The sequence below is a fragment of the Ignavibacteriales bacterium genome, assembly GCA_026390575.1.
In the GTDB taxonomy this organism is placed as follows: Bacteria; Bacteroidota; Ignavibacteria; order UBA10030; family UBA10030; genus Fen-1298.
Window position 1 is genome coordinate 1 of sequence record JAPLFR010000001.1, and the last position, 26,022, is coordinate 26,022.

Genomic DNA, 26,022 nt, shown 5'->3' on the forward strand with positions numbered 1-26,022 from the left:
CATTTGATTGAGCAAAAATATATTTGACAATTGCTGGCTAACCAGGCGCTCAAGCTGACGGTTGCCAGCTGGGTACGTTAAGCATGGCGAGCATAGGTTTTGTTCTTAATAATTTCTTTATCAGCATGAACTCATTTCGTTGGGTGCATGTTAAAACTTTTCAGCACCGCAGCTTAGCGCCGGTCCGTTAGCGGGCGTGTTGAGAGTTTACTAAAAAGTTATCGTTTCATAATTAAGAATATCATGATATTTAGACAATTTATATTATCTGTTGTTTTGTTATCAGTTGTTTCAGTTACCAAGGGACAATCGACTTCTAATGATTATTTTCCTCTCTATATTGGTAACCAATGGACGTATAATTACTTAACAATCACTGATACACCATCGGATTGGATAATAACTGATAATGGCATTGCTATTTATACAATTCTATCAAAATCAGTTTCTACTGACTCAATTGTATGGGGATTTCAGGAGATACGAGATCTTATTCGAGACAGCCACTTTACCTTTCCTCCTCAAAATCACGATACTTCTTTTATTAACGATACGACTTTATTTCAAATTGTTGAATATAATAGTGGCAATCACAAACTCATACGGATTGGGAATATATCGAACTTTTGGAATTCTGTTTTCCCTTTTATATCAGGGCCTAATGATTCAATGGGATTCTATCGCTATTATCCTTCTGCGTTTTCCGATTTTGATACAGTTACTTTTATCAGTATAGACACTTCTATGAGTAGAACCGTACCTTTTCGATGCAACATAAAAAATGCAACATTTAGAAAATCTGTTGGATTAACTAATATTTCTACTTCTTCCAATGAGCAAGTATTAGTAGGTCATACGACAAACCATACACTTAAAAGCTTTGTATTAACATCCGTAAATGCTTCTTTATTATCATCTTTACCAAAAGATTTCATTCTTTCTCAAAATTATCCTAATCCATTTAATCCACAAACCATAATTCCATTTCAGATTGCTAAAGAAGCGAGAGTATCGATTCGTATCTACGACGTTCTCGGTAGATTGGTGTCTACAGTTTATGACGGTAATATTAAGACCGGTGATCATGCTGTGCAATGGAATGCATCCAATCAATCTGCTGGTATTTATTTATGTGTCCTAAATGTAAACGGTGTCTCAAAAGCCATGAAAATGGTTTTACTAAAATAACACGCCCGCTAACCAGGCGCTCAAGCTGACGGAATGAGCGTATGGACGTTAAGCATGGCTAATGGTGGATTTAAGTTTTTATTATTAACATTTTAGTGCCTCGTTGGTTGAGTACAAATTAATTTGGTTTGTCGCATGAACTTGTTTCGTTTTGTGTATATTGAAAATTATCAGCGCCGCAGCTTAGCGCCCGTCCGTTAGGCCGCATTCATAAAAAGAGGAGAGGACAAATGGAAAACAATCAAAAATATCTGCCACTCATATTCATTCTTCCAATATTCTTTAGATGGTTTATCGATCCCCAACCTAAAAGCTTAGCATATATTGGCATTGTTCTTGTTTTTCTTGTAGTCATTCTTTTGTTTGTATATTTAGAAATAAGTATGAAAAAGAGAATACAAAATATTAGTAGATACAATAACAAGAGGTTCCTTTATACAACAAAGTTTAGTTTACTCTATGGATTACCAATTTCAGTATGCTTGGCGTTCATACTATCACAGAAAGTTCATATTCTTTATTCGATTATTTTTATTGTTCTCCCGTTAGTGATATTGTTCGGTTGGGTAGGCTTTAATGATTGGAATGAGTGTCAGAAAAAACATCTCGAGATAAAATATTCTTCAAATCAATGAATGCGGCCTAACCAGGCGCTCAAGCTGACGGTTGCCAGCTGAGTACGTTAAACATGGCGAGCATAGGTATTAGTCTTAATAATTTCTTTTTCAGCGTGAACTCACTTCGTTGGGTGCATGTTGAAAGTTTTCAGCGCCGCAGCTTAGCGCCGATCCGTTAGGCGGCAACAGGTGAAAATATGCCAACGTATAATTATCCCAAAATGAATTGGCCAGACATAAAACGGAGTCTCTCCTTTGTTATACCACTTGTCGCTCTTGTTGCAATTGGTCCGCTTGCAATGATGTATGCTATGGTGCAAGAATATTTTCTTTTGTTCCTTGGATTTCTCACGTTCATCATTTTAATCGGAATTACGCTAGGAATATTTATCCGTCCACGGATTCAAATTACCATAGACAATGACGAGCTTACATTAACTCGACCTGGTAAGTTACCGACTACAATTGCCCGCATCTCAATCACGTCAATCTCAGAGGACTTTGAAGGGGGACTTACAGTTGCTTCCGATAACTCCGACAGTAAGATTTTTATCCCAAAGAATCTAACGAAGTATCAGGCTGTTCGAGATGAACTCCACACCTGGCACCCAATTCTTCCCGCAACTCCATCCGATAAAAGTCAGTTGTGGATAATGGTAACTATTATCGCCATCTCAGGCCTTTCTGCAATTGGTGCATTCATATTTAGAATTAAAGCTTCATTTTATGTTTTTGTCGCTTCGTTCCTATATATTTTTATCATGCAGGGAATTTCTATTTTCAAGAGTAAACCACAACCCATGCCCAAGAAAGCCTTAAGCCCAATTCAACGCATCTTCGTGGGTTTGGTAATTCTCTATTTTTTATATAGAATTATTGTTTCTTTTATTTTATAACAGTTGCCACCTAACCAGCAACTCAAGCTGACCAAATGAGCGTAGTACGTTAAGCATGGCGAGCAGAGGTATAGTGTTTAATAATAAACTTTTCTACATGAACTTGTTTCGTTTTCAAAATATTGAAAGTTTTCAGCGTGGCAGCTTAGTTGCGGTCCGTTAGGCCGCACAAAAAAAACATTACAAAGGATAATATCATGAAACTACTAGGGATGCTGTTATTATGTATTTCGTTCTTTTATTTATCATCAGCAGCTCAACAATCTGATTCTCTTACGAACAAGTCTTTTATTACATCCAATGCGCTTCAATTTAATTTTATTAACGAAACAGCAATTTATTACTATTTCAATATGTCGAGTTCATCTTCTCTCCGGATAGGCTTTAGTCTTTTTTGGAATTATAGCGAGTCGAGCCCAAGCAATGAAAAATATCACTCCTTGAATTCAGGAAGTTCTCCTGATACGATTGATGAAACATATTCTTCATCAAGTACGAATAACTATTATAACGCTGTAATCTCTGCCTTGTATATCTTTTCATTGAATAAGTCGTCTCAATTACAAATAAATTTGGGTATCGGACCTGCGTTCACATATTATTATAGTCGATCGACTTCGTCTGGTACTGCTTTTCATGACTCTATCCGAGACGAATCTTCGAATAATTATTTCAATAAGAACTATGGTGCAGGCTTATTAGTGTGTTGCCAGGTTCTAGTCCCTCTCAATTCAAGTCTTCAATTGATAGCAGAATATAGTCTGCTTGGTAGTTATGTATGGCAGAACTATGAGTCGAATTATAGTTATTCCTATTTTACATATAACCGCTTTACTTCATCGCGTCTTAGTCAACAAAGTAGTGATTCTCATGGTTGGCAATTTAGTTTAAACCGAGTTACTTTTGGCATAAAATATTCCTTCTAAATCTTGTGCCGCCTAACCAGCGGCTCAAGCTGACCGTATGAGCGTCGCCCGCCTACGTTATAAAGCAAACTTCGGCGGGCTTGTACGTTAAGCATGGCTGGCAGAGGTTCAGGTTCTTAATAATAAAATTATCAGAATGAACTTTTTCGTTTTGTGTATTTTGAAAGTTGGTCACGCGGCAGCTTAGCCGCCATCCGTTAGCCCGCAACTAAAAAAGGAGAAATATATGGCTATCATTTTAATTTCTGGATTTAGTAATTGGGGTAAAACAACAATTATAAAAGACATTTTTGCGCGATCGTATTTCAAATGGGGTCGTGTTTATCCAATTCCAAATGTAAACAACGCTGTATTTACTGTAGAGACAAGATCCAACGATGATTATTCAAAGGATACATATATTAGTGAATGGAAAGAACGCATCAAGTTCGCTCCACATCAACCTTATCATTTGTTTGGCGCTTTTTGTCCATCTCGTGAGAGAAAAAATAATAGTTATGATATTTTAACAAATCATCCTTTTGATCAGCATGGAGATATTCATCTCTTACATTTAGTGAGAAAGTGGGACCATCATGCCGAACTACGTATGACAGAAATACGTAACTATTTTTCTAGAATTAGGCATTTACATCATCATCTAATTGATGCGGATTTTAATGTCCAAGGTGATCCTGCGCGCCAAGTTTCAAGGGCACAACAGGCAATTACTATATTACAAAGTATATTTCCATAATAGTTGCGGGCTAACCAGGCACTCAAGCTGACGGTTGCCAGCTGGGTACGTTAAGCATGCCGTGCATAGGTTTTAGTCTTAATAATTTCTTTACCAGCGTGAACTCACTTCGTTGGGTGCATGTTGAAACTTTTCAGCGCCGCAGCTTAGCGCCAATCCGTTAGGCAGCCCCAAACTTAATATGGACAAACATTATGGCTATACCAGATTATCAAACAATCATGCTTCCTCTTCTGCAATTTGCCGGAGATGGAAAAGAGCATACACTCCGAGAGACCGTCGATAAATTATCTGATGTATTCGGATTAAGAACTGATGAACGAGAAGCGCTTCTTCCAAGTGGCCAGCAAACTGTTTTTCATAATCGAGTTGGTTGGGCGCGAACTTATATGAAGAAGGCTATGCTCCTCGAAGCTCCTCGCCGTTCTTTCTTCATTATTTCTAAACGAGGCAAAGAAGTATTGGCTTCTAATCCCAAACGAATTGATGCCGAGTTTCTTGATCAATTTGCAGAATTTAAGGAATTCAAATCGCTTCGTCATGAAAAAACAGAAGTGGAATTACCAACCACCAACGATACACCCGAAGAAGTTCTCGAAAGCGCATTCCTCAGTTTGCGTCAAAATCTTGCCAGCGATATTCTCCAGCAAATTAAATCTTGCCAACCTCGCCAATTCGAGAGAATGGTAGTTCAATTGCTTGTCGCAATGGGATATGGTGGCACTCTCAAGGACGCAGGCAAGGCTGTCGGCAAGTCAGGTGATGAGGGCATTGATGGAATCATCAAAGAAGATCGACTTGGACTTGATATTATTTATATTCAAGCCAAACGCTGGGAAGGTACTGTCAGTCGTCCCGAAATTCAAAAGTTTGCTGGTGCGCTGCAGGGCCAACGCGCAAGAAAAGGTATTTTCATCACCACCTCTGAGTTTTCCAAAGAGGCGCAAGAATATGTTGCCAAGATTGAAAGCAAAATTGTTTTAATCGACGGTCAACAGTTTGCTCAGTTTATGATCGATCATAACCTTGGTGTTACACCGGTAGCCAATTACGAAATTAAACGGATCGATTCTGATTATTTCACTGAAGAGTAATGGGGCTGCCTAACCAGGCGCTCAAGCTGACGGTTGCCAGCTGGGTACGTTAAACATGGCGAGCATAGGTTTTAGTCTTAATAATTTCTTTTTCAGCATGAACTCACTTCGCTGGGTGCATGTTGAAAATTATCAGCGCCGCAGCTTAGCGCCAGTCCGTTAGGCGGCAAAAGGAGAGAAGATGTCTGTTTATAATTTATCAGATAATGGGAAAAAACGAGTAAGGATGGAGTATTATCGTCTTTTGCTCCTTATCGTATTTCCATTAGTCATCATTCTCTTAATACCAACGTTTGCATTACTTTACCAACATGAACACACTATCTTCTCTTTAGAATTTATCGAACCTATTTTAATCTTATTGTCCGTCATTATTGTAAGCGTTCTTTTTGCAAGCTGGAATATACTTAGACAAGTCCAATCTCTTCAATTTACGATTAACGAGACATTAATTGTTCAAGAACAAATAGGTAAACCAACAAAGACAATTCTACGATCTGATGTAAGCCAATTAATTGAAGTGGAAGGTAAAGGAATTGAAGTAAGGTCTTCAGATATATCTGCGTCAATCTTTATTCCCAACGATGTTGAAAATGTAGATAGACTTAAATTAGAGATATATTCTTTAGCACCACTCACATCTGAACATAATCAACCTGATCGAAAAAAGCTCAAGTTGATATTAATAATATTTCCGTACGCAATATTACTCACCATCTATTATCTAACAGGAAATGCAATTCTTGGAATTATCCTTGGTCTTATGATAATTTTATCGATTATATATACACTTATTACCAAGGTTAGGTCGATGATTAATACGAGAAAGAAAGAATATTAAAAACCTTAACGGATAAAGCATTCATTTCAATATATTTCTTTTGCCGCCTAACCCGGCGCTCAAGCTGACCGGATGAGCGTGGGAGCAATTTACATTGCGAATGGTGGGTTGACGTTTTTATAATTAACTTTTCAGTACCTCTTTGGTTGAGTAAATTAAATTTGGTTTTCAGCGTTAACTTGTTTCGTTTAGTGCAATTTGAAAGTTGGTCACGCGGCAGCTTAGCCGCCAACCGTTAGGCCGCCATAAAAAGGAGCAATATGCAAAAACAGATTTTTTTATTTGTCTTGCTTGCTTTTAGTGTCATGCTATCTGGTTGTTCAAAAAAAGAATCTCCAATTGAACCTACTCCTGTGCAATATACTGTCATCGGCGGTCATCTTAATGCTATTCTAACCGCAAGTGGCTCTCCCTATAAAGCCAGTAATACACTTCTAGTAGATTCTTCCAGCGTACTTACCATCGAAGCTGGTGTTCGGATATATTTCGAGGATTCAACTCAATTAATTGTTCGAGGCAAACTTTCTTGTATTGGCAATTCAACAAGTCAAGTTTTATTCACTTCAATGAATGCATCATGGAAAGGAATCCAAATTACGGGAACACCGATCCAATCCATTATTCAATTTGCAATCATTGAGAATGTCGATCTTACTGTCAAGTATGATACAATAAGAAATGGGGCTGTAGAGGTAACAAACGCTAATGTCGTGATTCATAATTCGATATTCAGAAATAATAAATCTAACAGTGGAGGCGGTCTCTATCTTGATCAGTCAAACTCTATAATAATCAATAATGTTTTTATCAATAATTATTCTGTAGGGTTCGGGGGTGCATTGCTTTCCTCTTCGTCTTCGAATAACATTGTCAATAATACTTTCTATAATAATAGTTCCAATAATTACGCAGGCGGTCTTCTCCTCGTAAGTCCAGTTATTGACAGCGTTCAGAATAACATATTCTATGCAAATACTAACGCATCGGGCGATCCAAGGATATCCTTTTATCACACCGATTCTAGTCATTATATGGTTAAGTATAATTTTCTTCAGGCAGGTAATAATCCATACTTTGTTTCAGCAACTGACTTCCATTTGTCAACATCATCACCATGCATTAATGCTGGCAACCCGGATTCTAAATACAACGATGTCGATGGAACTCGTAATGACCAAGGAGCATATGGTGGCACTTTGGGAAATTGGTAAATAAAAATATGGCGGCCTAACCAGGCGCTCAAGCTGACGGTTGCCAGCTGGGTGCAATTTACATGGCGTGCATAGGTTTTAGTCTTAATAATTTCTTTTTCAGCGTGAACTCACTTCGCTGGGTGCAAATTGAAAGTTGGTCACGCCGCAGCTTAGCGCCGGTCCGTTAGGCGCCCGATAAAAAAATATTATGGCAATACTCGAAAATTCAAGACGATCCCTATTACTTCAGCTTCTATGTAATGATCAGCCGCTTGGAACTGGCACTGGTTTTATCGTTATAAGTAAAAAGGGTCCCGTCCTGATTACCAATAGACACATAGCTACTGGACGGCATAACATTACAGGGCAACCGATGTCCCCATCCGGCGGTATTCCCAACAAAGTACAAATTGCTCATAATTGTCTTGGCAAACCAGAGGAATGGGTATTACGAACCGAGTTACTTTTAAAGGATGATTCACCACAATGGATAGAACACCCAACTCTTGGGGCCTTGGCTGATTTTGTCGCACTTCCTCTTACTCAACTTAACGATGTTAAATTATTTCCATATTCATTAATTCAAGTTGGGCATGCAGTTATCAAAATTGCACCAGCGGAAGTTGTAAGTGTTGTTGGATTTCCATTTGGTAAAACTGGAGGTGGCTCGTTAGCTATTTGGGCTACCGGTTTTATTGCGACCGAACCCGACATTGATTTCGAAGGCCAACCAAAGTTTCTAATTGATTGTAGAACAAGGCCAGGTCAATCTGGTTCTGTAGTCATTGCTCATCGAAACGGTGGTAGTGTGACATTGGAAAATGAACGTCATGTGGTATCTAGTCGACCCATGACAAGATTTCTTGGTATCTATAGTGGCAGAATCAATGATCAATCAGATCTTGGAATTGTATGGAAAGCATCTTCAATTAATGAACTTGTTGAATCCATATAGTCACTAAAATCGGGCGCCTAACCAGGCGCTCAAGCTGACGGTTGCCAGCTGGGTACGTTAAGCATGACGAGCAGAGGTTTCGGTTCTTAATAATAAAATTATCAGCGTGAACTCACTTCTCTGGGTGCATATTGAAAGTTGGTCACGCCGCAGCTTAGCGCCGGTCCGTTAGGCGGCATTCTATTAACCATAAAGGGTTATTATGAGACTCAAAACACTTATTTCTCAATATTTCTTAATGCTCGTGGTTGTAATTGCTTCGGGATGTTCGCGTAGCAGTGACGATTTTCTCCAAGCTGGCCGGACTGATGCGAAAAACCTCAAATATGATCAAGCCATCAAAAATTTCAATCGTGCAATTGAGCTTGACTCTAATAACGCACAAGCATATCTGGAAAGAGCCTTTATGGCATGCGAAATAAAAAATCCAGTACTTCTGGAAACGGATTTATCAAAGTACATAGAACTCACTAAAAAGCCTTTGGCTATTGCATACACAGGCAGAGCGTTGTCTCATATGTTGGCTCAAACTAATACTGGCGAATCATTGGCAGATTGTGACAAAGCTATTGCAATCGATCCATCAAACATCCAAGGTTATGCTTTCAAGAAACAATTGTTAATCCAACAAGGTGATACGGTTCAATTGAAGAGGTTTCTTAACAGTCTAGATGATTCGACGCGGTCAAGGCTACTTCAAAATAATAATAATAATAAATGCCGCCTAACCAGGCGCTCAAGCTGACGGTTGCCAGCTGAGTACATTAAACATGGCGAGCATAGGTTTTAGTCTTAATAATTTCTTTTTCAGTGTGAACTCACTTCCTTGGGTGCATGTTGAAAGTTTTCAGCGCCGCAGCTTAGCGCCGGTCCGTTAGGCAGCGGTATAGTTTTAAAATGAAATCCTTGCGAATATATCGTATCCACTTTATGTTCTTTCTATTGGTGGCTATACTAGCGCTACGTTGCTCTAAAGATATCTCTCTCGTCTCACCAGTCCCAGAGCCAGAAAAGCCAACACTCCGTGGCGTACAGCGTTTGCAGGGCTATTGGAAAGTGGTAGAGGGTCCGCCAGATGTCAAATACTTTATCGCGGACACCATGACATCTCACGTTGTTATAAAGCAGGATCTCGGCTTCAATTTTCGATTTACTGATGACTTTAAAGTTGTCTTCACGGATAGCACTATCCTGAATTACAACGTGCCCTCCACTTTGTTATATTACCGCATCAGTTCACAATCCGATACTCTGATCTTTTCATATGACTCACTTTTTAGATTTCCGTACTTGGCAATCATCGACTCAGCACCTGACAGCAGTAATCCTTGGGCACCTACAATTAGATGCCTAAATAAAACTTGGTTTAACTCAAATGCTTCTTCTCATATCAACGGTGTCGATCACTACGGCGATCATTGGTACTTTCGTGAGGAAGGTTATCAGAGTTCCACAATCAATGTTTGTAATGTCAGTGGTTTGATAGTGAAAAGTTACATATTACCTGGCGTAACATCCGTGGACATTGCAGGAGGTTACTTGTGGACCGCTGGATCCTATTATGTGGACCAACGAAATATAGAAGACACAACGCTGATCCGTCGAATCAACTTAACTTCACAGTATTCGTTCCAGCATGGTAAGCAAATCAACTCTCTCGCTATATATGATTCGCTCATTGTCATTGCTTTCGAGGAATATTTGCTTCTCTTTGACTTCTCAGGACGATTTATTAGACAGATGTCGACTTATGATGGAATCTTCTCTATGAGCTTCGTCGGAGATAAGCTCATCGTCGGTACGAATTATTCTACCATAAACACTGTTGATATAGCAACCGGTTGTGCTCTAGATAGTTATCTGCTTCCAGATGCACTATTCGAAGGACCATATGGCTATTATATTTATCCCGTTAAAGGTATAGTTGAAATTGGCGGTCACGTCGGGGCATTCCGACAAACGTCTGATGCTATCTACCTTTATGAATTCACATTGTCACAATAATGCCGCTGCCTAACCAGGCGCTCAAGCTGACGGAATGAGCGTGAGTACGTTAAGCATTGCTGGTGGTGGTTTTTCGTTTTTTTAAGTTTGTTTTAGGTTTCTCGTTGGTTATGTTTTTATTAATTTAGTTTTGTGTTTAAACTTGTTTCGTTGGGTGCATGTTGAGGTTTTGTCATGCCGCAGCTTAGCGCCCGACCGTTAGGGCGCTGGCACAGAAAGATTATTGAGCGATAGATCGCAGTAGAGCTTTTGGTCTAGCGCCGAGAGTCAAAAGAGAACGAATGAGTAAATCAACAGAGACAGTCGGGTCTCCAGCTTCCATTTTTGCTACACGAGATTGGCTTGATTTAAGCATACGTGCTACTTCTGTCTGTGTGAGTCTTTTTTCAATACGGCGTTTTTGCAAGTTCTTCGCCAATTGAAGTTTAAGTTCGATGTATGCAGATTCTTCAGAGGAAAGGTTTAAGAAATCATTGGCGGTACCAACTTTCCATCCTGCAGATTCGAGACGTTTTCGTTTTGCCTTATCCATTATGGTATCCTTACAATTCGTCATACAAGCGTAAGCGATGCTTGCAGATATCAATAATTTGTTTTAATGTCTGTTGTGTTTTCTTCTGGAATATTTCTAAGATAATTATAGCATCAGAATCAATCCGATAAATGATACGCCATATTTTATTTTCATCGTTAATTCGGAGTTCGTGGCATCTTGCTCCAATTATTGGCATCGGTTTTGAGAAGGGGAGACTTAGCTTTTCTCCCGCTTGTAGCCGTCTCAATAAAAAGCCAGCTTCAAGGCGGGCGTTCTTTGATAAAGGCGGAGTTTTTACTTCACCGTGTAGCCAAACAATAGGTTTGTCGTCATCATTCATACGTATACAATATATGTCATATCTGGCATAATGTCAATAAGGCCAGCGCCCTAACCAGCGGCTCAAGCTGACCGAATTAGCGTGGGAGCAATTTACATAGCTAATGGTGGGTTGACGTTTTTATTATTAACTTTTCAGTATCTCGTTGGTTGAGACAAATAAATATGGTTATCAGCATGAACTCGTTTCGTTTAGTGCAATTTGAAAGTTGGTCATGCGGCAGTCCGATCCTGCTCTGCAGGATCGCGATCGCGTTCCATTGCAATGGCAATGGAACGGACTTAGCCGCAGTCCGTTAGGTGCACGGCGTATATTAATTCAGATGATTGTGCCGATAAAATATCAAAAGGTAGTAATCGTTGGCATTCTTTCTCTTTTCATATCTTGTACAAAGAATCCAGCGAGTCCTACCACTCCCTCGGAGGATCGTCCGATTATTGATGAGAAAAATAATAAAAACATCCTCCTTAACCTTATCGACTATGATGTTGTACATATTCTTCATCAATCGGGCCTTGATTTACGAAGTTCCAAAATTATCCGAACGATAATTGGCTCAAAAAGTATGTCTGGATTTAGGCAGCTTTATTCTTCCACTTCCACATATGATCAGGAAGCAAAATCATATATTCTTCATTTTGACTTTTCCGTCAAAATGGATTCTTCACAAATCAATGCTCCATTGACAATCCGTTATTATTCCTTCGATTCAAGCTATATCGATGTTGATACTACTGTGGCACTATTCAAATATCCATATAATTCTACGGAAATCATCGCAGATAGTACTATTTTGCCTGATGGCGAACCATTTCAAGATATTTCTAGAATCGGCTCTAAGCTTTATTATCATCCACTTGGTCCATGGGGTTTATTTGAATTTGATCTGATTTCGAAATCCAAACAATTGCTTACTAATTATCCCGGAGGCGATCATTTGGCAGCAGATTCCAACTTTGTTTTTTGCGATATTGGTCACAATAGCGTCTATCGCTATAACACTCTAACAAAAACCATAGATTTTGTATTTCCCTTACCGACTTCTATCGATCTAGATGGAATGGCAATTTTTAATAACGCACTCTATATTTATATGAGTGAGCAAGGGATATCTTCCTTGAAAAAGTTAACTTACGATGGAAAATTACTTGATTCTATTGCATATCCAAGATATGTATACTACTTAGCTATCTATGATAGTATAGTCTATAGCGCGGAGTATTTCAACAATTCAGCGACGCAAATAAGTCGATTCGATTTACGAAACAAAACTTATCTTTCCAATGTCATAAGCCCAGCCTATTGGATAGACGGCATCAAGGTATACGGAGATAGATTATATTTTTGCGATGACTTCAAAAAATGTGTGAGTTCAGTACCATTTGCTAAACTGATTGAAGTCGATACGACACATAAGAATACTAAATCTTCTCGCCGTGCACCTAACCAGGCGCTCAAGCTGACGGTTGCCAGCTGAGTACGTTAAACATGGCGAGCATAGGTTTTAGTCTTAATAATTTCTTTTTCAGCGTGAACTCACTTCGCTGGATGCAAAATGAAAGTTGGTCACGCCGCAGCTTAGCGCCGGTCCGTTATACCGCTTGCGCATTAAAAAGTTATGCGAAATTCCGAGCCGCATTAAAGGAGCAATAGTATGGGAAAATCATACGTTCAATTAAAAAAATACCCAACGATTGCCGTATGCGGTCTTGATTGCGGCTTATGCCCTAGATTCTATACTGTAGGTAAATCAAGATGTCCCGGATGTGCAGGTCCTAATTTCTTTGCTAAGCACCCATCATGTTCCTTTATTACTTGTTGCGTAAAGAAAAATAATCTTGAAGTTTGTGCTGAATGTTCAACCTTCCCGTGTTCCAAATTCAAAAGCAATGAAGAATATCAGAAATTGAAAGAATCTTCTTCTTTTCCTTCATCCAAGAAGATCATGTCTAATTTGATTTTTATCAAAGATCACGGTATCGAGAAATTCATGGAACAACAGAAAGTACGGATGAAATTGCTCAAAACAATGATAGAAAAATTTGATGATGGCAGATCTAGAAGTTATTTTTGCAAAGCATCAACATTAATTGACTCAAGGATTCTTAAAAGTTCAATAGATAAAGCAATTTTGAAAATCAGAGTTGATAAAATCAATCAAGATGACGTTAAAAGCAAGGCAAAAATACTTAAAACTATTCTTGATAAATATTTGATTGGAGTATTAACTAACTAAATCAGAGTGAAAAGATTTCAGAAAATGAATAATACAAACTGTAATAGGTTCGGAATTTCGCACAAGCGGTATAACCATCCGCTTCCCGAAGGGATCCCTTTGGGACAAGCTGAAGGAATGAGCGCCAGCCCAAAGATAAAGCATGGCGGGTAAATGCGTACGTTAAGCATGGCTTGCAAAGGTTTTGTGCAGAATTGAAAGTGAAGCGAATGAACCTGTTTCGTTTAGTGCATTTTGTGCGCCTCTGGCGCAAAAGTTGTCACCTGCCTGCCGTAGTGCCTACGGCACGCAGGCAGGGTGCGGCAGTCCGATCCTGCTCTGCAGGATCGCGATCGCGTTCCATTGCAATGGCAATGGAACGGACTTAGCCGCCATCTGTTAGGCCGCTTACTAGATCGGAGATAGAAAAATGAAACAACAGTGTTATATGGCGTCGATCTATGGTTCTTGGCTTATTATAATTGTAATATTTGTCTTTTACATTTCCCGTGGCCATTACTTGGAAGCAGTTCTCTTACCCTTCCTTGTCGCATACTTTCTTTGGTTGTATGTGAAGTATTTTCCCAAACTGTCCAAAGTCATGGGATATGGTTCAGTGAATGATCAGGTAGCAGAAAATGTCCAGCGTTCTGAGGTTACAGTCCACTTCTACTCCGGCGTTGGATGTCCCTTTTGCCCAATAGTCAAGAGAAGGCTATCGGAATTGCAACAACGAATTGGTTTCACTCTTATTGAAAAGGATGTGACGCTCAAGCCAGATATCTTGATAGCGAAAGGCATTCGGGCATTACCTGTAATTGAGATCGGAAATGCTCGGTGGGTAGGAAATGCTACTAGTCAGCAATTGTCACAGTTTATTGCGGCAAACTCAACGGTAACGTAGGCGGCCTAACCAGCGGCTCAAGCTGACCGAATGAGCGCCCGCCCAAAGATAAAGCATGGCGGGTAAATAAGTACGTTAAGCATGACGCGCAGACGTCGGTATATAATTGAAAGAACCAGCGTGAACTTATTTCGTTTGGTGCAAATTGAAAATTGGTCACGCGGCAGTTCGATCCTGTTCTGCAGGATCGCGATCGCGTTCCATTGCAATGGCAATGGAACGGACTTAGCCGCAGTCCGTTAGGTTCCCTAACGGAAAGAGATAGTCGCTACACTATAGGAGCAAAACTATGGTTGTCTTTATTTTACTAGTTCTAATTTTTATTTTGGGGATAGGAATCGTCTGCCTAATGCCTGGTCACACAGCGCTGATTACTGATATACGGGGAAAACCCGTCCCCGGAAGTATTGCCTCATTAGAAAAGATTAAACTGGGTGGCGTAGAACAATGGATTCTCATTCGTGGCGAAAACAAAGAAAATCCTTTATTGCTTTTTTTACATGGTGGTCCAGGAACCTCAGAGATGGGGCTTGTTCGAAAATACAATTTGGCAGTTTTGGAAAAACATTTTACGGTCGTCGTGTGGGATCAGCGCGGGGCAGGGAAATCTTATGCGGCGATTAATCCTGTGTCTGGGATGAATATAGAACAATTTGTTTCCGACACGCACGAACTGACCATGCTACTTTGCCTACGGTTTAACCAAAAAAGAATCTGTTTAGTAGGGCATTCTTGGGGCAGCGCCTTGGGAGTGCTTACAGTTAAGAAATATCCTGAACTCTACTATGCCTATGTCGGAATTGGTCAGGTAGTTAATGGTCTGGAAGGTGAGCGTGTTTCTTATGAATGGACTTTGGCACAGGCAATAAAGGCAAACGATATCAAATCCGTCGAGAAACTGAAGATAATGGGTGCACCTCCTTACTCTGGTAATTGGCGGTCAAAGTTTATTGCACAGCGTGCCATATTGGCTAAGTACGGCGGTGAAGTCTATGGTAATCCCCGGGGAGGTTTTTTCATCACCATCGGAAGTTTGATAAAAGCAACCGAATATAGTTGGATCGACAGGATTAATTTCTTTCGGGGAATCTTCGCTTCCGTGCACTTAATGTGGCCGCAAATTCTCAACGTTAACTTGATGGAGCAGGCTTCTGAATTAAAAGTACCTGTATATTTTCTGGAAGGAAAACACGATTATGAAACTCCTTCGATATTGGCAGAACAATATTTTGAGAAGTTGAAAGCACCTCACAAGGAACTGATCTGGTTCGATAATTCGGCGCACTTCCTCAATGTAGAAGAAGTTGACAAATTCAACGAGTTTTTTATCAAACAGGTTTCACAATTCAAGCGAGTATAAATTACGCTTCAAGAATTTGTACTCAAATGTGGCAGCAGTGTAACATCAACGGTAAAGGTGGTCGGCGGCCTAACCAGCGGCTCCCCGCAAAAAGAACGGGGTTTCACACAAAACGTTCAACAAGTTGACCGAATGAGCGCCCGCCCAAAGATAAAGCATGGCGGGTAAATAAGTACGTTAAGCATGGCGTGCATAGGTTTCGGTTTTTAATAATAAACTTTTCAGAATGAACCTGTTTCGTTTAGTGCATTTTGTGCGCCAAAGGCGCATGCGCTTCTGGCGCAAAAGTTGTCACCTGCCTGCCGGCTTGTCCGCTGAAACGAAGTGCAAGCGGAAGTGCCTACGGCACGCAGGCAGGGTGCGGCAGTCCGATCCTGCTCTGCAGGATCGCGATCGCGTTCCATTGCAATGGCAATGGAACGGACTTAGCGCCGGTCCGTTAGGCAACAAGCGGAAGAATAGCAACCTTATAGTAAGGAGACAATATGAAAAAGCCGAGTGTAAGCCAAGACCAGTCGGCATCGGAACTCATCTCGAAAAGAATCGCCGAACTCGGGGACTGGCGTGGTGTAACTCTTAGTAGGATGCGAAAGCTCATCAAGAAAGCAGACCCGGCCGTTCTCGAGGAGTGGAAGTGGATGGGCACTCCGATTTGGTCGCATGACGGTATCATCTGCACTGGCGAATCCTACAAAAATGTTGTGAAACTTACATTCGCCAAGGGCGCGTCTCTGAAAGATCCGGCCCGTCTCTTTAACTCGAGTCTCGAAGGAAACGTACGTCGCGCGATTGACATCCACGAAGGAGAAGAAGTTGACGAATCCGCCTTCAAGGCATTGGTTCGCCAAGCAGTCGCTCTCAATAGTTCTGGCAAGTTGAATCCTTTGAAGAAACCGAAATCATAATGGATTCTGTTTCTAAACATGTCCAATATCGGGATGGCTTGTTGCCTTACCAGATATCTAGACGCTCCTATCTCTCCTATGACTTTGCCAATGGATTAGGATACGAAAATAATTGTCACAAACTCAACATACGAGGCGCTCAAGCTGACCAAATGAGCGTGAGTACGTTAAGCATTGCTGGTGGTAGGTATAGAAACACACTTCGTGTGTTACAGTTATGGGGCTCCGCCTGTTATCAGCAATTTGAAAATTATCACCTGCGTGCCGTAGTGCCTACGGCACGCAGGCAGGGCGCCGCAGTCCGATCCTGCTCTGCAGGATCGCGATCGTGTTCCATTGCAATGGCAATGGAACGGACTTAGCGCTGGTCCAATAGGCGCCCGTAGAATAGCTACAATGAGGAATTGCAATGAATCTTAAGTTTGCGTCAATAGCAGGCTTTGGTGTCGCTGTTATGGTCCTTATAATTCTCGTCTTACGAGAATCAATTCTGGCTGTTGGTATTTTCGCGATTCTAGTTCAAGTCCTTTCAGTACTGCTTATGCTTTGGGCGCGCTTTACATTCGGTCGTCGCAGTTTTCATGCAACGGCGAATCCTACAGAAGGTGGTCTAATAACCTCTGGCCCATATCATTATTTTCGACATCCGATTTATGCCGCTGTGATATATTTTCTTTGGGCAGGAATATTAAGTCATGTATCATTGTTGAATGTATTTCTAGGAGTCATCGCAACAATCGGATTGTTTATTCGCATTTTTGCAGAGGAGCGTCTCGTGACTGAACGGTATCCAAGCTATGCAGAGTATGCTGTACGCACCAAACGAATAATTCCGTACATATTTTGATTCAAATGTTTTTGTCGTGTTACGGGCGCCTAATCAGCGGCTCCCCTCAAAAGATCGGGGTTTCACACAAAACGTTCAACAAATCCCGCTATCAATATTAATTTTGATGTAGCGGGATGGCACCGAAGGCGCTCACTGACGGTTGCCATCTAAGTACGTTAAACATGGTTCGCATAGGTTTTGTTCTTAATAATTTCTTTTTCAGTGTGAACTCACTTCCTTGGGTGCATATTGTGGCCAAAGGCGCATGCGCGCTCCGTCGCTGAAGCTATGGAGCGTAAGCGACCTCTGGCGCAAAACTTATCACCTGCCTGCCGGCTTGTCCGCTGAAACGAAGTGCAAGCGGAAGTGCCTACGGCGCGTCCGCCGCATCCCGCTTTGTGGGACGGAAGGCGGGCACGCAGGCTGGGCATGCAAAAAACAAGTATGTAGGAGAATTCCATGGACGTAAATAAGGAATCATCAGTTAGTTGCCACCGAAACTTTTTCTATGTTTGGATTGCTGCCTTCATAGCCATTTTATTTTATATACCTGCTCTACCAAAACTTGTTCCCGCCCATGTGCATCTGCCGTATTCGATGAATACATTCATTCTTCTTCAAATTGTAGTGTTTTTTATTTCTGCTACTATCTTTGCTGCTTCAGGAGCGTACCTTACACCCCGAATTGGTTTTCGAGCTTACCTTGCTGAAATTTCAATAAAGAAAAAAGATTTCTGGATAGTACTGAAGCGGCAATTTTTTTATGGCGCCCCAATAGGTCTTGCAGGTGCCATTGTTGCTTACTTCATAGCCCCAGATTTCATCTCTTATCTTACGATGGTCCCATTTCTCACACGCTTGTTTGGTGGTGTTTTCGAAGAAGTAATCATGCGTTGGGGTCTTTTAACAATTATTGTATGGATTTTATGGCGCATTTTTCAACATGGCATAGGAATTCCCAAAAAATTATTGATTTACTTATGTATATTCTTAAGCCAAATTCTATTTGCTTGTGGACATACTCCGGCATTAATAAATTTTGGCATCACGAATCCAGCTTGGTCTATATTTACAATTTTCATAGTTTCTCTGCCGTGGGGTTGGTTGTTCTGGAAACACGGATTAGAATCGGCCTTTATAGCTCACGCATGTTTTCATGCATTCGTCGCTCTTTTTGTTGCAGTCAAACTTTAAATTATTCATCGAGAATATTATTGAAAGTGACTTAACCTATCGCCCCCTGCCAAAAAACAGCGAAGCAGTTTTTGGAATGTAATAAGATTTTTAAACAGAGATGAAGAATGACACAATCGATTTTCAAAAATAAAGTGGTTATCATTACCGGAGCTTCAAGTGGAATCGGCCGCGAACTTGCATATCAACTCGCAGCACAAGGCGCATGGCTATCGCTTGCCGCACGTACTACAGAGCGCTTAGAATCGGTAAGAACTGAGTGTGAAGCCCGTGGCGGAAAGGCGATTGCTATTTCAACAGATGTGAGTGAACAAACCCAGTGTGAGGCGCTGATTCGTAAGACTGTGGAACACTTTTCGCGTCTTGATATATTGATCAATAATGCTGGGAAGACGATGTATGCGAATTTTGAAGATGTTCGTGATCCCAGTATATTTGAAAAACTCATGCGTGTCAATTATCTGGGAAGTGTTTATTGCACATATTATGCCTTGCCGTACTTGAAGCAAACGCAGGGACGCATACTCGGTGTGTCCAGTTTGACCGGCAAAACGGGCGTGCCGACGCGGAGCGGCTATTCGGCGAGTAAACATGCAATGGCAGGGTTCTTTGACTCGCTGCGTATCGAAGTGGCACCGCATAACGTGAGTGTTACGATGATCTACCCCGGATTTGTAGCGACAGCAGTGCGTGAGCAAGCGTTTGGCGAGAATGGCCAATCCGTTGGACGAAGTACTGTGCGAGAAAGTGAAGTGATGCCGGTTGAAACGTGTGCGAAAATAATTCTTCGGGCTGCTGCGCAGCGTAATCGGGAAGTGGTGATGACATTGCGCGGCAAAATCGGGATATGGCTGAAACTGATTGCGCCTGGACTGGTCGATCGCATTGCTCGCAAGGCTATTCGAAGGGGCCGTTAGTATAAATAGACAGGAGAAGCAAATCGATGAGTTTTGCAAAATTCATGGCAGCGCAACTCCGGCAGCCGTCTGGTTTCTTCGGTCGGTATGTGATGGTGCATCTTCTCAATCGCATCAATGTATCCATAAACAGTCTGACAATTGAAGCTCTGCAACTGGATCCTCGTGATCATGTGCTGGAAGTTGGCTTCGGCGGTGGAGACCTGATAGCAAGAATGTCACGTGTTCTGAGCCGGGGCCGTATCACAGGTGTGGATTTTTCGCAAGATGTCGTTGAGATTTGTACAAAACGTTTTGCATCGCTCATCAGGGCTGGAATAATCGATCTGCATTGTGCAAACGTTGTGGAACTTCCGTTCGATTCCAACATGTTCACAAAAGTATGCACCGTGAACACTATATACTTCTGGCCGGATCCGCTTGCCGCACTTCACGAGATCCATCGTGTACTCAAGGAAGACGGTAAGCTGGTGGTTTGCTTCTCCCCGCGGATAGCAATGGAGAACCGAGGAAAAGTCATACGGCACGGGTTCAGGTTGTATGAACCGGAGGAAGTCAGCGCTCTTCTTAGTGAGGCAGGTTTTCGTGATGTGCAGCTTGTTCTTGGTAAAAATCGTTCCAGAGAATGTATAGCGGCAGAAGGTAAGAAATAATACTTAAGTACTGGCGCTCAAGCTCCAGTCTGTTAACCAGCTTATAAGATTTGAAGGAAACGTTTGGTTCATTGTGAGTGTTTATAGTTTACAAATCCATCATATAACTTATTTAAGGAGATATCCTATGATTACAAAAACTTTTTCCATCCTGCTTGCCGCTGCTTTCATTGTTACATTAGTTCAGGCGCAAGTACCGGTGCGTGTTCCACAGCTTAGTCAAGCGGCGAAGATCTCACAGACTGTCGGCTTGAGTGAAGTTTCGATTTCTTATCACCGTCCGGGTGTGAAGGGCCGCGTCATCTGGGGTGGACTGCTGCCATATGATGCCGTTTGGCGGGCAGGTGCCAACGAACCAACCGTCATAACTTTTAGTGATGATGTGACTATCGAGGGAAATAAACTGAAAGCCGGATCATATCGGTTCGTCGTGATTCCTTCAAAGACAGGAGAGTGGGCGCTGATCTTTAACTCCGAAATCAAGAATTGGGGAACAGTGTATGACGCAAAGTACGACACATTGAAAATAATGGTAAAACCAGAAACAGGGCCACAAGAAGAGTGGATGTCGTTTAGCTTTACAGATTTGACACCTGCCTCTGCTCAAGTCGTGCTTGCGTGGGAAAAAATCCGATTGAGTTTTAAGATCGAGACCAACATACTTGCGAAGTTACAGGCGTCGGTGGGAACGTGGCAAGTGCTCAACAGCGCGGCACGGTTCGCACTCGATAATAAAATGTACCTCGAGGAAGGACTCGCATGGGTGGAGCGTTCTATTGCTCTTGACAAGAATGCGCGGAATCTCCAGACAAAGGCGGAACTCCTTGCACAAACCGGCAAGGTCGACAATGCAATCGCGATAGCGGAAGAAGCCGTGAAATTAGCGAAGGCGAATGATCCGAAAACAAACACAAGCGGATTAGAAAAGATGATCGCAGATTGGAAAGCTAAGAAGTAGAAACAATTGTTATGCACGACGCCTTCCGGGAAATTGCTTTTTCGGAAGGCGTTTTTGTTTCCGGTTAACTAATGTTAGGCAAAAGAGAGAAATTGTTATACCCGAACGTTTCTATCGGGTATCTTGTAGCATGAGTGTCAATGTCCCCTGTAAAATATACAAGGCATGTATACCGTGTCACCGAATATGGATTGTCTTTCATGACTCAGCGTCACGAAATCCTGCCCGATTGCTGACGCAGTCACGCAGGCGGGGATTCGTGACGTCCTAGTGCATAAGGTGTTTTTGTTTCGGATTCAATTTCTTTTTCCGCGGTGGCTACAGTGATGTCAGGTTGCCGGAAGTTTTTCTTCTCTCGAAAACAGAGAGAATGATCCCGACACCAACTACAACAAAGCATCCGATGACGTTATACCATAACCAGGCAATGGAGGTGAATTGAAAGCAGTACAAGACTACGACCTCACCCGATAAAGCCCCGACGAATGCGGCAGTCCCTTTGACCGACTTGAAATAGAATGCAAGAAGAAATATACCGAGCATCGTTCCATAAAAGAGCGAACCAAGTATATTCACCGCCTCAACCAGAGATCCCATCTTACCTGCGTACTGCGCAAATGCAATTCCGTACAGACCCCAAAACGCCATCATGATGCGTGAGATGAGAAGATAATGTTTTTCACTTGCCTCTCGCTTGATGAAGCGTTTATAGACATCGATGATAGAGGTGGTTGCCAGAGCGCTTAATTCACCAGATGATGAAGACATCGACGCAGTGAAAATACACGCAAAGATCAGTCCTACTAATCCTGCCGGCAGATACGTCAACACAAAGGTCAAGAAAATATAATTCGTATCACTGGTGTCGGATGTGCGATCCTTTTCTGCAAGAAGGTTGGATGCTTTACCATGGACGGCGTCGTACCGCTGCTGGAGCAATTGCAGTTCTTCTTTCTTCTTAGCAGCTCGGACATCATCGTGTTGATGCCGAGCCTGCAAGTATTCTCGGATTTGTTCTGACTTCTTCTGAAATAAATTTTCGTGCTCCACTTCCAGCAGCCGGTATTCTTCCGCTCTCTCGCCGGTCTTTACTTTTCCGGCTTCGACCGGATTGAAGATAAGTGGAGGTTGAATGAATTGAAAGAATACGAATACCATTACTCCAATGAACAGGATAAAGAACTGCATCGGCACTTTTGCCAGACCATTGAACAAAAGCGCGAGACGGCTTTGCGTGACAGATTCACCGGTGAGATACCGCTGAACCTGCGACTGATCCGTTCCGAAATAGGCAAGCGCAACAAACATGCCGCCTATAATGCCCGACCAGACATTGTACCGGTTGCTGAAATCAAGAGAAAGATCGACCGTGTTCAACTTTCCCATTACAGCAGAGACAGAAAGGGCGTCGGTGAAAGAGATTTCTTTTGGAAGCAGGGTAAGAGCTACACCGAGCGCGATACACATTCCTGCCATAACTATGATGAGTTGAAAAAAATCCGTATGGTTAACCGCCTTGACGCCTCCGGAGGTTGTGTAGATGATGACAAGTCCCCCGATGATAAGAGAGGTGATCCATATATCTACACCAAGCATAACGGAAAGGACAAGTGACGGCGCATAGATTGTTATTCCGGCAGCGAGTCCTCGTGAGACGAGGAAGATCAGAGTTGTCAGTACTCTGGTTTTTGCATCGAAACGTTTTTCAAGATATTCGTAGGCTGTATAGACGCCGAGTTTGTGATAGATAGGAACGGCGGTGATGCAAAGAATTACCATCGCTATCGGCAAGCCAAAATAGAACTGCACAAACCGCATGCCGTCCGCATACGCCTGACCCGGGGTCGATGTGAAGGTGATGGCGCTTGCCTGCGTTGCCATAATTGCGAGCGCAACCGTGTACCACTTCATCGACCTATCTGCTAAGAGAAAGCCCTTGATGTTTCGGCTTCCGCGTCCTTTCCAAATCCCATAGAGGACGATGAAGAGGAGGGTCACTGCAAGCACAATCCAGTCAAGTTGTCTCATTTAAACGCTTCGGAAAAGGAATAGAAAAGAAAGATCAATACGAATAAATTGAGAAGAACGACGAGATAGATTTTTTCCCATGAACCAAGGATGGGCGGCTTCTCTTTAATAATGTCGTTATCAGCATTCGAGTGTTCCATCGTTCAGCTCCATCCTGAGTTATTGTCGTTTGTTCTTTCAGCGATGTGTGGCTTTCGCTGCAGACGGACGATCACTGCGCAGCGATAGAATATTGGCAAATAATCGATATGCACCTTCCACACCTGCAGGTAATTGACGGAAAAATGCATAGGCACTGTACACATAATGTCCTTTTCCGTACTTTGCAGTCAGCAGACCGCCTGCCCGGTCCGGCTCGTTCGCATCGTGGCAGCTGAGCACCGAATCGTACTTTGCATCCCAATGATCGGCAAAATACAATCCCCGTTCCTGAATCCATCCTTTGAAATCATCTTCGGTGATTTTGTTGGGCGTTGTCAATAGAGGGTGGTTCCGGTTCACGAAAGTGATTTGAGCATCTTCTTCAGCGACCCGATTACGCGAGATATTCAATGGATACGGTCCAATATTCTCAGCCTCATTTCTTTGCGGAGTGACATATTGAACTATATATGTTCCTCCCCGTTTTACATAATCCATGAAGCGCTGCTGATGCATTCGCAGCTTTGGCCGTGTGTTGTACGCCCTCACTCCTGCAACGATAACATCGTACTGGTCAAGATTTCCTTCCGCAAGTTCAGCATCCGACAGAAGTGCAACTGAATATCCCATCTGCCGGATTGCAGAAGGCACATCGTCTCCAGCTCCCATAATGTATCCAACGGTACGGCCGTTTTTTCTTAGATTGACTCTTAAAAGTTTTCCCTCAGCGAGCGGGAATATCGTCTGCGGCGGAATGTGCTGGTACTGTGCAATTTGTACACCGAGGTCGATGGTTGTCTTTCCAACCTCGACTTCTCCGGTGAACACACCGCTTTTCGCACCTTTGAGCGGATGCACTGTAAAGGCGAAGGTCTGTTCGTCACCCTTGTTCTGAAATTGAAACTCAGACCGCTCAGGAACAACACTCCAAAATTCCGGCAGCTTCAATCGTACCATTCCTCGTGCATTCGCTATCGAGGTTTTGAGAGAAAGAGATATTCGTCGTGCAGACAGATCTGGAAAGAGAACGACCGGCTCTGGAACATTAACAACAACCGGCGGAACAATTTCGAATGGATGCAGTAACTCTCCATCTACCGGATCGATGACTCTTTGACACAGAGGGATCTTGATGTTCAATTTACCGTCAGGCGAAGAGAGTATGACGTTGACAATGATTGGTGGTACATTTTCCGGCAGGCCAACCAACAGTTGGTTTGAAATATTGTATGAACCAACATGAGGTTTCTCCATCAGCCAGTACGGTTGAGTATAATTAATTTGTTCAGGCAATCTTATCGTAAAGTTTGAACGTACAGGCTTGTTCATTTCAAGTTTTGTGTGGAAGAGTGTATCCATCCCGCCAAATGGCAGGACGACACGTTCAAGAATAAAAGGATATACCGATCGATTGATAGTTGTCGTTGTGAGTTTTACTTCGCCGCCCGGAATCGCGGAATTATCTGGAGTTGTAGCATCAATCCATACTCCAGCACACGCAAGAATCACACGCGTCAATTGCTCCTTTTTAACAATGACCCATGGATCTTGTGTGAGCGTGTCAAGAATATTGAAAGCTTTGAAGAGCAGTGGAATCGATTGAGCCGGTGTCTCATCGTTAAACTTCAGGAAGGCGTCTTGAAGAATTGTATCTAAGCTCTCTGCGCCTTTTACTCTCGACCATCCAGTGTTAATTCCATCAAAAAGATCTTTCTTCGCGGTATCCCCGGCGATGTGTTGGAAGTAGTTCAGAGACTCGCCGCGGTTCTGCACTGCACCCATGCCTTGACTTTTATGCATACTTCGTCCCTCGCCGGCAATTTCTGTAAACGATTTTCCGAGGAGAGGAGAATACGTCCCGACATCGATGGTCACAAGAGGCAGGGCTTTCTGAATTGTATCGGTTTGCAATGGGCGGAATCCATTCCACAGAATTCGTTTCGCTTGCCACGGTGAGACGTACTGAAGCTGTTCGGGAAAACGTGATGGATCTGCCGCAGCATGAAATGCTTCCTCTGCAAGTATCGCAGATGCTGTGTGATTCCCATGACCTCCAAGTGTCGGCGTGAAACGTGTCACGATCACATCAGGTCTGAACGTGCGAATAATCCAGACTACATCGGCAAGGGTTTTCTCTTTTTCCCAAAAGCGCAGAGTTTCCTCCGAGGTCTTGGAGAAGCCGAAATCAATTGCACGCGTGAAGTATTGTTCTGCGCCGTCAATTCTTCGTGCGGCAAGAAGTTCCTGAGTCCGGATGAGTCCCAGCATTTCTCCCTGCTCGGAACCAAGGAGGTTTTGACCTCCTTCACCGCGAGTCATTGAGAGATATGCGGTTCGATAAGACCGGCCCTGCGCAAGAGTAGCAAGCAGCGCCGTATTCTCATCATCAGGATGCGCTCCGACGTAAAGAACTGATCCCAGCACTGTGAGTTTCTTTAATGCGAGTTTGATCTCGGCTGCGTTGCGCGGATTTGATGATTGAGTATGTACTGGTTGACCAATGAAAAGAATGAGAAACAACAAAAAGGTTCTTCGAATCATGTTTGATTATCCGGTGTTTGTGAGGTGTATGAGCTGAGAATTGAATGACTTC

At 42.4% G+C, this 26,022-nt stretch carries 26 protein-coding genes; 20 read left to right on the forward strand and 6 right to left on the reverse strand.

The window, feature by feature from the left end; translation table 11 throughout:
* Positions 1 to 243: 243 nt before the first annotated feature.
* The 9 genes from NTX44_00005 (at position 244) to NTX44_00045 (ending at position 10,450) form a co-directional block, all read left to right on the forward strand.
* The gene (locus NTX44_00005) at positions 244 to 1,188 is read left to right on the forward strand and encodes a T9SS type A sorting domain-containing protein (protein ID MCX6119987.1); all 945 of its coding nucleotides are present in this window, start codon (positions 244 to 246) and stop codon (positions 1,186 to 1,188) included.
* An 814-nt stretch (positions 1,189 to 2,002) separates the two neighbouring features.
* Positions 2,003 to 2,701 (forward strand): hypothetical protein, encoded by a 699-nt coding sequence (locus NTX44_00010; protein MCX6119988.1) that lies wholly within the window; start codon positions 2,003 to 2,005, stop codon positions 2,699 to 2,701.
* 1,152 nt (positions 2,702 to 3,853) lie between these two features.
* Positions 3,854 to 4,363, forward strand: coding sequence for a hypothetical protein (locus NTX44_00015; protein ID MCX6119989.1), 510 nt, complete (start codon positions 3,854 to 3,856; stop codon positions 4,361 to 4,363).
* A 194-nt stretch (positions 4,364 to 4,557) separates the two neighbouring features.
* Positions 4,558 to 5,457, forward strand: a complete 900-nt coding sequence (locus NTX44_00020; protein ID MCX6119990.1) for a restriction endonuclease — start codon at positions 4,558 to 4,560, stop codon at positions 5,455 to 5,457.
* Positions 5,458 to 5,638: 181 nt separating this feature from the next.
* A complete protein-coding gene (locus NTX44_00025; GenBank protein ID MCX6119991.1) occupies positions 5,639 to 6,298 on the forward strand; it encodes a hypothetical protein in 660 nt (219 codons plus the stop codon).
* 260 nt (positions 6,299 to 6,558) lie between these two features.
* A complete protein-coding gene (locus NTX44_00030) occupies positions 6,559 to 7,509 on the forward strand; it encodes a hypothetical protein (GenBank protein ID MCX6119992.1) in 951 nt (316 codons plus the stop codon).
* 190 nt (positions 7,510 to 7,699) lie between these two features.
* Positions 7,700 to 8,446, forward strand: coding sequence for a trypsin-like peptidase domain-containing protein (locus tag NTX44_00035; GenBank protein ID MCX6119993.1), 747 nt, complete (start codon positions 7,700 to 7,702; stop codon positions 8,444 to 8,446).
* Between the two features lie 202 nt (positions 8,447 to 8,648).
* Positions 8,649 to 9,191 carry a tetratricopeptide repeat protein gene (locus tag NTX44_00040; protein ID MCX6119994.1) on the forward strand — a complete coding sequence of 181 codons (543 nt, stop codon included), beginning with the start codon at positions 8,649 to 8,651 and terminating at the stop codon, positions 9,189 to 9,191.
* Between the two features lie 356 nt (positions 9,192 to 9,547).
* The gene (locus NTX44_00045) at positions 9,548 to 10,450 is read left to right on the forward strand and encodes a hypothetical protein (GenBank protein ID MCX6119995.1); all 903 of its coding nucleotides are present in this window, start codon (positions 9,548 to 9,550) and stop codon (positions 10,448 to 10,450) included.
* A 220-nt stretch (positions 10,451 to 10,670) separates the two neighbouring features.
* On the opposite strand, the gene NTX44_00050 is transcribed toward NTX44_00045, so the two are convergent.
* On the reverse strand, positions 10,671 to 10,982 hold the full coding sequence (locus tag NTX44_00050; protein MCX6119996.1) for a helix-turn-helix transcriptional regulator: 312 nt from the start codon (positions 10,980 to 10,982) through the stop codon (positions 10,671 to 10,673).
* Between the two features lie 10 nt (positions 10,983 to 10,992).
* Complete coding sequence (locus NTX44_00055; protein ID MCX6119997.1) at positions 10,993 to 11,325, reverse strand: type II toxin-antitoxin system RelE/ParE family toxin; 333 nt, start codon at positions 11,323 to 11,325, stop codon at positions 10,993 to 10,995.
* A gap of 214 nt (positions 11,326 to 11,539) precedes the next feature.
* Here NTX44_00055 and NTX44_00060 point away from each other — a divergent pair, with 214 nt between their 5' ends.
* From NTX44_00060 to NTX44_00075, 4 genes are all read left to right on the forward strand, one after another.
* Positions 11,540 to 12,802 (forward strand): hypothetical protein, encoded by a 1,263-nt coding sequence (locus NTX44_00060; GenBank protein ID MCX6119998.1) that lies wholly within the window; start codon positions 11,540 to 11,542, stop codon positions 12,800 to 12,802.
* 177 nt (positions 12,803 to 12,979) lie between these two features.
* Entirely contained in the window at positions 12,980 to 13,561 is a 582-nt protein-coding gene (locus tag NTX44_00065) for a DUF3795 domain-containing protein (protein ID MCX6119999.1), read from the forward strand.
* Between the two features lie 409 nt (positions 13,562 to 13,970).
* On the forward strand, positions 13,971 to 14,444 hold the full coding sequence (locus NTX44_00070) for a hypothetical protein (GenBank protein MCX6120000.1): 474 nt from the start codon (positions 13,971 to 13,973) through the stop codon (positions 14,442 to 14,444).
* 289 nt (positions 14,445 to 14,733) lie between these two features.
* On the forward strand, positions 14,734 to 15,804 hold the full coding sequence (locus NTX44_00075; GenBank protein MCX6120001.1) for an alpha/beta hydrolase: 1,071 nt from the start codon (positions 14,734 to 14,736) through the stop codon (positions 15,802 to 15,804).
* Between the two features lie 221 nt (positions 15,805 to 16,025).
* Here the strand turns inward: NTX44_00075 and NTX44_00080 are convergent, their stop codons facing one another.
* A complete protein-coding gene (locus NTX44_00080; GenBank protein ID MCX6120002.1) occupies positions 16,026 to 16,208 on the reverse strand; it encodes a hypothetical protein in 183 nt (60 codons plus the stop codon).
* An 81-nt stretch (positions 16,209 to 16,289) separates the two neighbouring features.
* Between NTX44_00080 and NTX44_00085 the strand changes: the two genes are divergently transcribed.
* The 7 genes from NTX44_00085 (at position 16,290) to NTX44_00115 (ending at position 21,260) form a co-directional block, all read left to right on the forward strand.
* Positions 16,290 to 16,709, forward strand: a complete 420-nt coding sequence (locus NTX44_00085) for a DUF1801 domain-containing protein (protein ID MCX6120003.1) — start codon at positions 16,290 to 16,292, stop codon at positions 16,707 to 16,709.
* Complete coding sequence (locus NTX44_00090; protein ID MCX6120004.1) at positions 16,709 to 17,071, forward strand: hypothetical protein; 363 nt, start codon at positions 16,709 to 16,711, stop codon at positions 17,069 to 17,071. Before NTX44_00085 ends, NTX44_00090 begins: the two co-directional genes overlap by 1 nt.
* Before the next feature lie 47 nt (positions 17,072 to 17,118).
* Positions 17,119 to 17,556, forward strand: coding sequence for a hypothetical protein (locus tag NTX44_00095; GenBank protein MCX6120005.1), 438 nt, complete (start codon positions 17,119 to 17,121; stop codon positions 17,554 to 17,556).
* A gap of 441 nt (positions 17,557 to 17,997) precedes the next feature.
* Positions 17,998 to 18,732, forward strand: a complete 735-nt coding sequence (locus tag NTX44_00100; protein ID MCX6120006.1) for a hypothetical protein — start codon at positions 17,998 to 18,000, stop codon at positions 18,730 to 18,732.
* Positions 18,733 to 18,839: 107 nt separating this feature from the next.
* A complete protein-coding gene (locus NTX44_00105) occupies positions 18,840 to 19,649 on the forward strand; it encodes an SDR family oxidoreductase (protein MCX6120007.1) in 810 nt (269 codons plus the stop codon).
* Between the two features lie 26 nt (positions 19,650 to 19,675).
* The gene (locus NTX44_00110; protein ID MCX6120008.1) at positions 19,676 to 20,302 is read left to right on the forward strand and encodes a methyltransferase domain-containing protein; all 627 of its coding nucleotides are present in this window, start codon (positions 19,676 to 19,678) and stop codon (positions 20,300 to 20,302) included.
* 127 nt (positions 20,303 to 20,429) lie between these two features.
* Positions 20,430 to 21,260, forward strand: a complete 831-nt coding sequence (locus NTX44_00115; GenBank protein MCX6120009.1) for a DUF2911 domain-containing protein — start codon at positions 20,430 to 20,432, stop codon at positions 21,258 to 21,260.
* Between the two features lie 318 nt (positions 21,261 to 21,578).
* Here the strand turns inward: NTX44_00115 and NTX44_00120 are convergent, their stop codons facing one another.
* Genes NTX44_00120 through NTX44_00130 form a run of 3 tightly spaced genes read right to left on the reverse strand, consistent with a single transcriptional unit; the run spans position 21,579 to position 25,970 of the window.
* On the reverse strand, positions 21,579 to 23,288 hold the full coding sequence (locus NTX44_00120; GenBank protein ID MCX6120010.1) for a sodium:solute symporter: 1,710 nt from the start codon (positions 23,286 to 23,288) through the stop codon (positions 21,579 to 21,581).
* Entirely contained in the window at positions 23,285 to 23,428 is a 144-nt protein-coding gene (locus NTX44_00125; GenBank protein ID MCX6120011.1) for a hypothetical protein, read from the reverse strand. Before NTX44_00125 ends, NTX44_00120 begins: the two co-directional genes overlap by 4 nt.
* Before the next feature lie 37 nt (positions 23,429 to 23,465).
* Complete coding sequence (locus NTX44_00130) at positions 23,466 to 25,970, reverse strand: PIG-L family deacetylase (protein ID MCX6120012.1); 2,505 nt, start codon at positions 25,968 to 25,970, stop codon at positions 23,466 to 23,468.
* Between the last annotated feature and the right edge of the window lie 52 nt (positions 25,971 to 26,022).

Coding starts and splice junctions, on each gene's coding strand:
- NTX44_00020 (MCX6119990.1), top strand. CDS start 4,558: ATGGCTATACCAGATTATCAAACAATCATGCTTCCTCTTCTGCAATTT.
- NTX44_00110 (MCX6120008.1), top strand. CDS start 19,676: ATGAGTTTTGCAAAATTCATGGCAGCGCAACTCCGGCAGCCGTCTGGT.
- NTX44_00100 (MCX6120006.1), top strand. CDS start 17,998: ATGGACGTAAATAAGGAATCATCAGTTAGTTGCCACCGAAACTTTTTC.
- NTX44_00035 (MCX6119993.1), top strand. CDS start 7,700: ATGGCAATACTCGAAAATTCAAGACGATCCCTATTACTTCAGCTTCTA.
- NTX44_00080 (MCX6120002.1), bottom strand. CDS start 16,208: ATGGAACGCGATCGCGATCCTGCAGAGCAGGATCGGACTGCCGCACCC.
- NTX44_00130 (MCX6120012.1), bottom strand. CDS start 25,970: ATGATTCGAAGAACCTTTTTGTTGTTTCTCATTCTTTTCATTGGTCAA.
- NTX44_00090 (MCX6120004.1), top strand. CDS start 16,709: ATGGATTCTGTTTCTAAACATGTCCAATATCGGGATGGCTTGTTGCCT.
- NTX44_00115 (MCX6120009.1), top strand. CDS start 20,430: ATGATTACAAAAACTTTTTCCATCCTGCTTGCCGCTGCTTTCATTGTT.
- NTX44_00025 (MCX6119991.1), top strand. CDS start 5,639: ATGTCTGTTTATAATTTATCAGATAATGGGAAAAAACGAGTAAGGATG.
- NTX44_00015 (MCX6119989.1), top strand. CDS start 3,854: ATGGCTATCATTTTAATTTCTGGATTTAGTAATTGGGGTAAAACAACA.
- NTX44_00120 (MCX6120010.1), bottom strand. CDS start 23,288: ATGAGACAACTTGACTGGATTGTGCTTGCAGTGACCCTCCTCTTCATC.
- NTX44_00125 (MCX6120011.1), bottom strand. CDS start 23,428: ATGGAACACTCGAATGCTGATAACGACATTATTAAAGAGAAGCCGCCC.
- NTX44_00085 (MCX6120003.1), top strand. CDS start 16,290: ATGAAAAAGCCGAGTGTAAGCCAAGACCAGTCGGCATCGGAACTCATC.
- NTX44_00050 (MCX6119996.1), bottom strand. CDS start 10,982: ATGGATAAGGCAAAACGAAAACGTCTCGAATCTGCAGGATGGAAAGTT.
- NTX44_00060 (MCX6119998.1), top strand. CDS start 11,540: ATGCGGCAGTCCGATCCTGCTCTGCAGGATCGCGATCGCGTTCCATTG.
- NTX44_00105 (MCX6120007.1), top strand. CDS start 18,840: ATGACACAATCGATTTTCAAAAATAAAGTGGTTATCATTACCGGAGCT.
- NTX44_00030 (MCX6119992.1), top strand. CDS start 6,559: ATGCAAAAACAGATTTTTTTATTTGTCTTGCTTGCTTTTAGTGTCATG.
- NTX44_00070 (MCX6120000.1), top strand. CDS start 13,971: ATGAAACAACAGTGTTATATGGCGTCGATCTATGGTTCTTGGCTTATT.
- NTX44_00055 (MCX6119997.1), bottom strand. CDS start 11,325: ATGAATGATGACGACAAACCTATTGTTTGGCTACACGGTGAAGTAAAA.
- NTX44_00040 (MCX6119994.1), top strand. CDS start 8,649: ATGAGACTCAAAACACTTATTTCTCAATATTTCTTAATGCTCGTGGTT.
- NTX44_00045 (MCX6119995.1), top strand. CDS start 9,548: ATGACATCTCACGTTGTTATAAAGCAGGATCTCGGCTTCAATTTTCGA.
- NTX44_00095 (MCX6120005.1), top strand. CDS start 17,119: ATGAATCTTAAGTTTGCGTCAATAGCAGGCTTTGGTGTCGCTGTTATG.
- NTX44_00005 (MCX6119987.1), top strand. CDS start 244: ATGATATTTAGACAATTTATATTATCTGTTGTTTTGTTATCAGTTGTT.
- NTX44_00065 (MCX6119999.1), top strand. CDS start 12,980: ATGGGAAAATCATACGTTCAATTAAAAAAATACCCAACGATTGCCGTA.
- NTX44_00010 (MCX6119988.1), top strand. CDS start 2,003: ATGCCAACGTATAATTATCCCAAAATGAATTGGCCAGACATAAAACGG.
- NTX44_00075 (MCX6120001.1), top strand. CDS start 14,734: ATGGTTGTCTTTATTTTACTAGTTCTAATTTTTATTTTGGGGATAGGA.